Below are 7,949 nucleotides of genomic sequence, written 5' to 3' on the forward strand. Positions count from 1 at the left end.
GGGGTAGGGGAGGGAAGAACAGAGGTTTTTTCCGATCATTCCCGTCAAAATAAATTTGACAGATGAATTATATCTTTCCCAAGCAGATTAAATATTTATGCGGTATTCTCTGAACTGGGTGCTTTGGCAATTAAATTCTTATGATGCAGACGAGTGGAATAATTATCTGTCTTAGTTATATTTTGGGTTTGCTGTTTACGGCTATTCCTTGGGGTGGTGTGTGGATTTTATTATTGGGTGTGGTTGGGGCGGTTTTCTTTCGCCGCATATATGCTAATCTGCGGAAGTTTGCTCTGAAAAGAGAAGGTGCTGTTGGCAAAGATAAGGCGATCGCTAATAACTGGACGGCTACTCCTCATCCGAGAATATGGTTAATTGCTGGTGTGGTGGGTTTGTTGGCTACTGTTTATTGGCAATTGCGTGTTCCTCAACCGGGAATTAAGGATATTAGTCAGTTTGCGGCTGGGGATAATAGTAATCTTGAACAATTAGTGATTGTACGGGGGTTGGTGGATAGTAATCCCCGCGTAACTCGTAATCAACGGGGACAGTTTTGGTTAGCAGCGACTCAGTTAGATGAGGTGAAAAATGATAGCGTTCGCGGAGCGTCCCGGAGGGAACTAGTGCCGCTGCAAGAGGGTCAGGAAGCGGGGGGGATTCCCAAGGGTGTGACGGGTAGGTTATATGTGACTGTGCCGATATTGCAATCTACTGGTTTATATCCTGGACAACAAATTGCGGTGACTGGATTTTTGTATAAACCAACTGCGGCTTCTAATCCTGGTGGGTTTGATTTTCAGAAATATCTGCGGCAGGAGGGGACTTTTGCGGGTTTAATTGGTAGGCAGATTAATATTTTGGATGATGAACATCCTTGGGGATGGTGGCAAGTTCGTGAGAAGATTGGGCGATCGCAATCTCGTTTATTAGGTGTTCCTGAAGGTCCCCTTGTTAGTGCAATGGTCTTAGGTAGTAAAGCCGTTGATTTACCCTATGATATCCGGGATTTATTCGTAAAAGCAGGTTTAGCCCATGCTTTAGCCGCATCTGGGTTTCAAACTTCTCTAATTTTGGGTGTAGTTTTACAGCTAACAAGACGTACAAATAAAGCCACACAAATTACTCTTGGTAGCTTGGGATTAATTACTTTTCTGTTTTTATCAGGTTTTCAACCCGCAGTATTAAGAGCCGTAATTATGGGTTTTGCCGCTTTGTTGGGTTTGGCTTTAGAAAGAAATGTGAAGCAATTGGGATCTTTATTAATAGCCGCAACATTATTATTGTTATTTAATCCTCTATGGATTTGGGATTTAGGTTTTCAACTGAGTTTTTTAGCAACTTTGGGATTAATTGTCAGTGCATCTGCAATCACTCAACGTTTAGATTGGCTACCACCTGCGATCGCTTCTTTAATTTCTGTACCCTTAGCAGCCACAATTTGGACTTTACCCCGACTGCTAGAGTTTTCTAGTGTCATTCCCGTTTATAGTGTGCCTCTAAATATTTTGACGACACCATTTATTTCTATCATTAGTATTGGGGGCATGATTAGCGGTTTGGTGAGTTTGATTTCCCCAGATTTAGGTGGCACTTTAGCCAGTTTTTTATATTATCCAACCCATTTATTAATTCAAATGGTGGAATTTTTTGTTAAGTTGCCAGGTAGTTTGGTAGCAGTTGGGAGTATATCAATTTTGCAAATGCTCACTATTTATATCTTAATTATTTTAGCTTGCTTAGTCCGATGGTGGCAAAAACGTTGGTGGTTTGCAGGTTTCATAGCAATTGGTTTGGTACTTGTTCCCATTTGGCATTCTGCTAATAATTTGGTGAGAATTACTTTGTTAGATACTAGAACTGAACCTGTTTTAGTAATTCAAGATCGGGGAAATATTGCCGTAATTAATAGTGGAAATGAAGGCACGGGTAGATTTACGATTTTGCCATTTTTGAGACAGCAAGGGGTAAATCAGATTAATTGGGCGATCGCTAGTAAGTTTACAGGTTATACTAATGATGCTTGGTTGGAAATTATGCAAAGTCTACCAATTAAAAATTTGTATGAATATGCTCCTAAGTTAGAGGACAATATTGCAACTCAATTACTACAACAGGAACTCCAAAAACAGCAAGGAATTTATCAAAGTTTAGGAGTTGGACAACCTATAAATACTCCCACAATCACAGCACAATTAATTAATGACCAAGTACCGATTTTAAAGTTACAAATTTTTGGTCAAAGTTGGTTATTAGTAGGGAATATTAAATCTCAACAAATTAAAGAATTAATTAAAAGTGGTGATTTGTCTTCTCCCCAGGTGTTGTGGAGTCCATCAGAATCTTTGCAAGATTTAGTTTTAGCACTCAAACCACAAATAGCAATTTCTCCTGCTAATAATCTAGATAGGAAAACATTATCTTTATTAAGTAAAGGACAAACAAAACTTTTCTTTACGGGTAAAGATGGTGCGATTCAATGGACACCTAATGGGGATTTTCAAACTTTCATTCAGACAACAGAAAATAAATCTTCTGTTTTGTAAAAGAGTATTTTTTCGCGCCAAGATACAAAGGAGCAAAGACGCAAAGGCAGAATGTAAATAGTTGAAGGTCAAACATCATTAAGACTTTCAACTTTCCTGCTTTAAGCATCTTGCGGATTAAGACGACTCATTTGCCATGTGGTGTATGTACCTATGGGACTCCAAATTAAATAAGGTAATAATAGTAATGCTGCCCACAGCGATACAGATAAGACTGCAAGGGTGATTAATATACAAATTAGTAGTCCAGTGCCACCAATGATTGTACCAGCAATGAGACTGCGAAGACGGATCATTATGGGGCTATAGGCTATGGTAAATATCTCTAGAAGTAGGTACAAACCCATCATTAGGCGAGTTATATCGGTATTTGGACTGTGTTCCCAAATAATATAAGCTGACCAAGCACCACAGATAAAAATTATAGTCCAAATCAGGGGAATTGCTGATTCAAAGGTTAACCATTTAGGTCTTTGTAAATGCCGAAACCATTGACTCTGGTTGGGTGTAATCCAGTTACCAGCGAAGCCTACGAAGAATGCTATAGTGCCAATTATCATCCAAGATTTAATCATAACTCCCTTGGTACTGACTTTGGTGAAAGTCTGACGCAATGATATTACAACAAAATAGTTCCCTAAGAGTGTAGATAAATATTTTAACTTCTAATTTGCAGGTGCTGTATTAAATAGGTGTTAATGAAGCTCTTTTATATTGAAAAATTTGAAGACGTGAAAATATTAGGATCTTCATGTTCTTGACAAAACAGTATTAACTCATATATTAGCCATTATGATCTGTGTTAATCATTTTATTGAGAGTATGTTTATATACTTGACCAAAGCAGTGAAGTAAAAATGATGTAATTTGAATTTATAAAGCGGTTTTCTGGTATAAATCATTGTAATTAACCAAAAAATATAACTTATGACTCATTTTGGTATTCTTTGTCCAGCAGCAATAGGCCATCTCAACCCAATGTTTGTTTTAGGAAGAGAATTAAAACGGCGTGGTCATCGTGTTACATTATTCCACATCCCCGATGTTCAATCTAAGGTTGATAAGGCTGGATTAGAATTTTGGAAAATAGGAGAAGCTGAATTTTCCCCTGGAACATTAGAAGTAATGTACAAACAGTTAGGAGAATTGAGTGGAATGGCAGCATTAAATTTTACAATAGATTGGCTAGAAAAGGAAACGAAGATGCTATTTGGTGAAGCACCTACAGCAATCTCGAAAGCAGGAATAGAGGCTTTATTAGTAGATCAAGTAACAATTGGAGGCGGAACTATTGCCGATTTTCTAAAAATACCTTTTATCACTGTATGCAATGCTCTTCTTATTAATAGGGAACCAGGAGTTCCACCTTATTTTACCAATTGGGAATATAATACAGCCTGGTTGTCTACTTTGCGAAACCGTGCAGGTAACTTTTTACTTAATCAGTTATCACAAAAAATCTGGAAATTAGTAGCAGATCAACGTCGTCAATGGAATTTAGCAAATTACACTTGTCGTGATGATGCTGGTGGAAAACTCGCTCAGATATGTCAGCTACCTGCTGAATTTGACTTTCCGCGAGTGCGTTTACCTAAAACATTTCATTATACTGGTCCCTTGCAAGATCCATCAGGATTAGAGCCTCTTTCATTATCACCAAAGCCTTTTCCTTTTGAGAAATTGAATGGTAAACCATTAATTTACGCTGCATTAGGTACTTTACAAAATCGCAAACAGGAAATTTTTCAAATGATTGCAGAAGCATCTATGGAATTGGATGTACAACTTGTGATTTCTTTGGGTCAGCCACAAATAAAAGAATTAGATTTTAACCTCGCAGGTTCACCTGTAGTCGTACCTTATGCGCCCCAACAGCAATTGATTTCGCAATCTGTTCTCACTATTACTCATGGTGGTATGAATGCAGTTTTAGGGGCTTTAAGTAGTGGAGTTCCACTGGTAGCAATTCCGATTACTAATGAACAGCCAGGAATTGCTTCTCGGATAGCTTATACAGGTGCTGGAGAATTTTTACCCTTGTCTCGTTTAAATGTTACGAGTTTGCAGGAAATAATTAAGCGGGTCTTAACAGAATATTCTTACAAACAAAATGCACTGAGGCTAAAAGAGGCAATTGTTAGGGCTGGAGGAGTGAATTATGCTGCTGATATTGTCGAAAAGGCTATCTATACTCGCAAGCCGATTCTATTTGATCAAATAAATTAAAAATAATTTCGTTGGATGAGATTAAAATTGGAATTGGGTAATTGTTTTAATTATTGTACATTTCTTTAAGGCTGATGTCCACCGATAGGAATACAAAAATTAAATATCATTCCTATCGGTAAAACTTTACGAGTCACTAACTATTATCGGGCGGTCAATAGTGCTTTGGTTGCGGATTCTCCTAAAACTTTGACTTGACGATTTAATTGGAAATTTAACAAAGCTACAACTGTTATCTCAGCCAAAAGTGCCAGAAAAATTGTTGTCGTCCGAGTGTATTCTATCGCTGCCCAAGGACAGGTGGAGAATAACCACAAAATGGGATGTTTTGAAGGACTAACACCCAAAACGGCAAGAACAATTGATGGTAAAAACATTGCTACACCAATAGTTCCCACTGTCCATACATAACGCTTGGGATTTTTCATGAGTAGCATCAATTGAGCAATTGTGGCATACATCAACATCAATGTGAAAGCTAAAACCATAGCTAATATGACTTTGTTCTTATCAACACTACCATTATGAAAATTAGGAGGTGAGAACAGAATCCAGATTATTATGGGTGTGGTAGCAATTAATAGATTAATGACTATGGCAACAATTGCTGGGCTTTTTTCACCAAATACTAAATCTTGTAATATAGATTTATCTCGATGATTTTGGTGTCTATATCTTGCCCAATCTTGGATAGTTTGCCGCTGAGGTGAAAGCACAATAGTTAAAATTAGAACTAAGGCAAAATTGAGTAAAGCCATGAGGACGATGATGCCCATATCTGATTTGTTCTCAACTGCACCTATAGTCAATCCCAAAAACATTACCTGAGTAAAGGCTATAAATAAATAACTTTGTTTTTTACTCAATATTGTGCTATCTGTATTCCGAAAGCAGCGTTTCATTGCTTGCCAAATACCGTAGGAACAAATTCCGTAATTAACTAAATGAAAGCTGACTAAGGTAAGGAAATTTTTTCCTATTGGTAAGTAGAAAAATTGTAGTTGGCTGATTGATGAATCTTTATAGGAACGAAACAGATTAGGAAATAGATAATTGGTGATATCCCAGGGACTTAAAAATCTCATCCAAGTTAGGGGATTATTAAAGCCTCCATAAGAAGATACCATTGTCATTGTCATAAACAAAAATACAAGTACAGCACCGCTACCCAACCAAGGTTGAAAGTTACCAAACCAACGACTCACTAAACCAAAAATTAGGGCTGTACTGTAGAAGAAAAGACAACTTGCGGCAATCACAGCATAATAACTGAAAATGTAACTGAAGGCGATTTTAGCAGAATGTCCAGCCCATAAATGCAAAGGAATGGCTGTGAGGACAAAAAGATAAATTAAACTGGGGACTCCGAGAATTTTTCCAGTTAAAATGCTGGTTTCTGTTTGGGGACTTAGGCGAATAAAATTCAATGTTCCGCGTTGTTCTTCTTTGGCTAAATCACTAATTAATAAATAAGTTCCGCCAACTAAGAGGGTAAAAATGAAAATTACACTAAATGTTAAAAATGTGTATTCCCAATGATCTCGCCACCATAATTGCCAGTCTATTTTATCTAAAGGGCAAATATTTTTAGATAAATAATTCTGAAGGTCAGCTAGTTGGGTGTTAACTTGCTGAAGTTTGGCTTCTAAGTTAGGAATTATGGTATTATCTGATAGTTGAATTTGCTGATAATTGGTTATTTTTTGGTCAAGTAAGTTTTGTTGTTTATAGAGTTCTTGTTCTTGATTTTGGTATACTTCTCGCAAAGTACAGTAGGTTGCTCGGAGATAGTAGTTTTCGTCAGGAAATTCTCGGAATTGAAATATGAAAACTATGAGTTGTAGTAGTAAAGAAGAACCCATAGATATGATCAGGTTAAAAGGTTTGAATCTGCCTTTTAGTTCTCGAAATAACTGGGGATTTAATTCTCCAATTCTGTCTATGAAATTTAGTAACATCGTCAATACCTCTAAAAGTTGAGAAGTTTTATTTTGGAACAATTTTTAAGTTTGTGCAGAAGATAAATCCAAAATTTAAAATCCAAAATTATCTATGATGCTTGTTTATGACCTAATTTGAGGAAAATAGTTTCTAGGTCTTCTTGGGTGCAATGAAACTCTGTTAAGGGAATTCCTGCACTGATAAGCGATCGCAATAAATCAGCGGAATCTTCTGGTTTACCGGAAAAATTTACTCGCACACTATTTTGACTAAGTATTAATTCCCATTCTTCCACTAAGGGATGATTTTTTAATTCACTCACTAATATATCTATATTGCCCAAAGTGGTGATAAAAATCTGCTGTTGGGAAAGACGTTGATAGAGATGTTTGAGTGAAGAACTTTCCACTAAAAAACCTAATTCCATAATTCCTACGGATGTACATAACTCTGCTAAGTCGCTAAGTACATGAGAAGAAATTAAAATTGTCATGCCGGCTTCTTGCAAAGCCTTAATAATTTCCCGGAACTGCATCCGCGCAATAGGATCAAGTCCCGAAACAGGTTCATCTAAAAGTAGTAAAATTGGTTCATGAATAATGGTGCGGGCTAAACTTAAACGCTGTTTCATCCCCCGTGAGAGGGTAGAAATCATACTATGTCGTTTATTACCCAGTTGAATCAGTTCTAAAACTTCGTGGAGACGTTGGGTACGGCGCTTTCCTTGTAAGTGATACAATCGGGCAAAATAATCTAAATAGTCCCAAACTGTCAAATCTTCATACAGTGGATAGTCATCGGGTAAATAACCAAGACGACGTTTAAGTTTTAAGTTGTTTTGATCTTGCAGGAGGCGATAGTCCGAAGGACCCGCTACGCGATCGCCATTAATATAAATCTCACCCGTAGTTGGTTCTTCAGCAGTGGCTAACATCCGAATTAGGGTGGTTTTACCTGCACCATTAGGACCAATTAATCCGTAAACTTCACCCGTATGGATTTCTAAGTCAACATCATTTACAGCAATATGTCTTTCAAATTGCTTAGTGAGTCCAGTGGTGCGAATTGCTATTTCTCTTACCATCGCGGCTGGGTGTGGCTTGTGTGCAATAGTTAACTTAACTCGGTTATACAATAGTATTTACTTCCGTTTCGGAAATGGAAACGAAATAATTTAAAATTTAAATAAAACTATTAATTTATCTGCGTTTATCTGCGTTTATCTGCGGTCAATAATTC

General features: G+C 37.2%; 5 protein-coding genes. 2 read left to right on the forward strand and 3 right to left on the reverse strand.

What is annotated here, in order from left to right; genetic code table 11:
* Positions 1-140 precede the first annotated feature (140 nt).
* Positions 141-2,543: a ComEC/Rec2 family competence protein gene (locus IQ228_RS16135; RefSeq protein WP_193963538.1), complete on the forward strand. Its 2,403-nt coding sequence runs from the start codon at positions 141-143 to the stop codon at positions 2,541-2,543.
* Positions 2,544-2,644: 101 nt separating this feature from the next.
* On the opposite strand, the gene IQ228_RS16140 is transcribed toward IQ228_RS16135, so the two are convergent.
* Positions 2,645-3,118, reverse strand: a complete 474-nt coding sequence (locus IQ228_RS16140) for a TspO/MBR family protein (RefSeq protein WP_027401510.1) — start codon at positions 3,116-3,118, stop codon at positions 2,645-2,647.
* Between the two features lie 352 nt (positions 3,119-3,470).
* Here IQ228_RS16140 and IQ228_RS16145 point away from each other — a divergent pair, with 352 nt between their 5' ends.
* Positions 3,471-4,769, forward strand: a complete 1,299-nt coding sequence (locus IQ228_RS16145; RefSeq protein ID WP_168466920.1) for a glycosyltransferase — start codon at positions 3,471-3,473, stop codon at positions 4,767-4,769.
* Positions 4,770-4,912: 143 nt separating this feature from the next.
* On the opposite strand, the gene IQ228_RS16150 is transcribed toward IQ228_RS16145, so the two are convergent.
* Positions 4,913-6,727 carry an ABC transporter permease subunit gene (locus IQ228_RS16150; RefSeq protein ID WP_193963539.1) on the reverse strand — a complete coding sequence of 605 codons (1,815 nt, stop codon included), beginning with the start codon at positions 6,725-6,727 and terminating at the stop codon, positions 4,913-4,915.
* 92 nt (positions 6,728-6,819) lie between these two features.
* Positions 6,820-7,794: an ABC transporter ATP-binding protein gene (locus IQ228_RS16155; RefSeq protein WP_027401507.1), complete on the reverse strand. Its 975-nt coding sequence runs from the start codon at positions 7,792-7,794 to the stop codon at positions 6,820-6,822.
* Positions 7,795-7,949: the final 155 nt, after the last annotated feature.

Origin of the sequence: Dolichospermum sp. LEGE 00246, assembly GCF_015207865.1 — a bacterium.
GTDB classification, from domain to species: domain Bacteria; phylum Cyanobacteriota; class Cyanobacteriia; order Cyanobacteriales; family Nostocaceae; genus Dolichospermum; species Dolichospermum heterosporum.

Coding starts and splice junctions, on each gene's coding strand:
- IQ228_RS16150 (WP_193963539.1), bottom strand. CDS start 6,727: ATGTTACTAAATTTCATAGACAGAATTGGAGAATTAAATCCCCAGTTA.
- IQ228_RS16145 (WP_168466920.1), top strand. CDS start 3,471: ATGACTCATTTTGGTATTCTTTGTCCAGCAGCAATAGGCCATCTCAAC.
- IQ228_RS16135 (WP_193963538.1), top strand. CDS start 141: ATGATGCAGACGAGTGGAATAATTATCTGTCTTAGTTATATTTTGGGT.
- IQ228_RS16140 (WP_027401510.1), bottom strand. CDS start 3,118: ATGATTAAATCTTGGATGATAATTGGCACTATAGCATTCTTCGTAGGC.
- IQ228_RS16155 (WP_027401507.1), bottom strand. CDS start 7,794: ATGGTAAGAGAAATAGCAATTCGCACCACTGGACTCACTAAGCAATTT.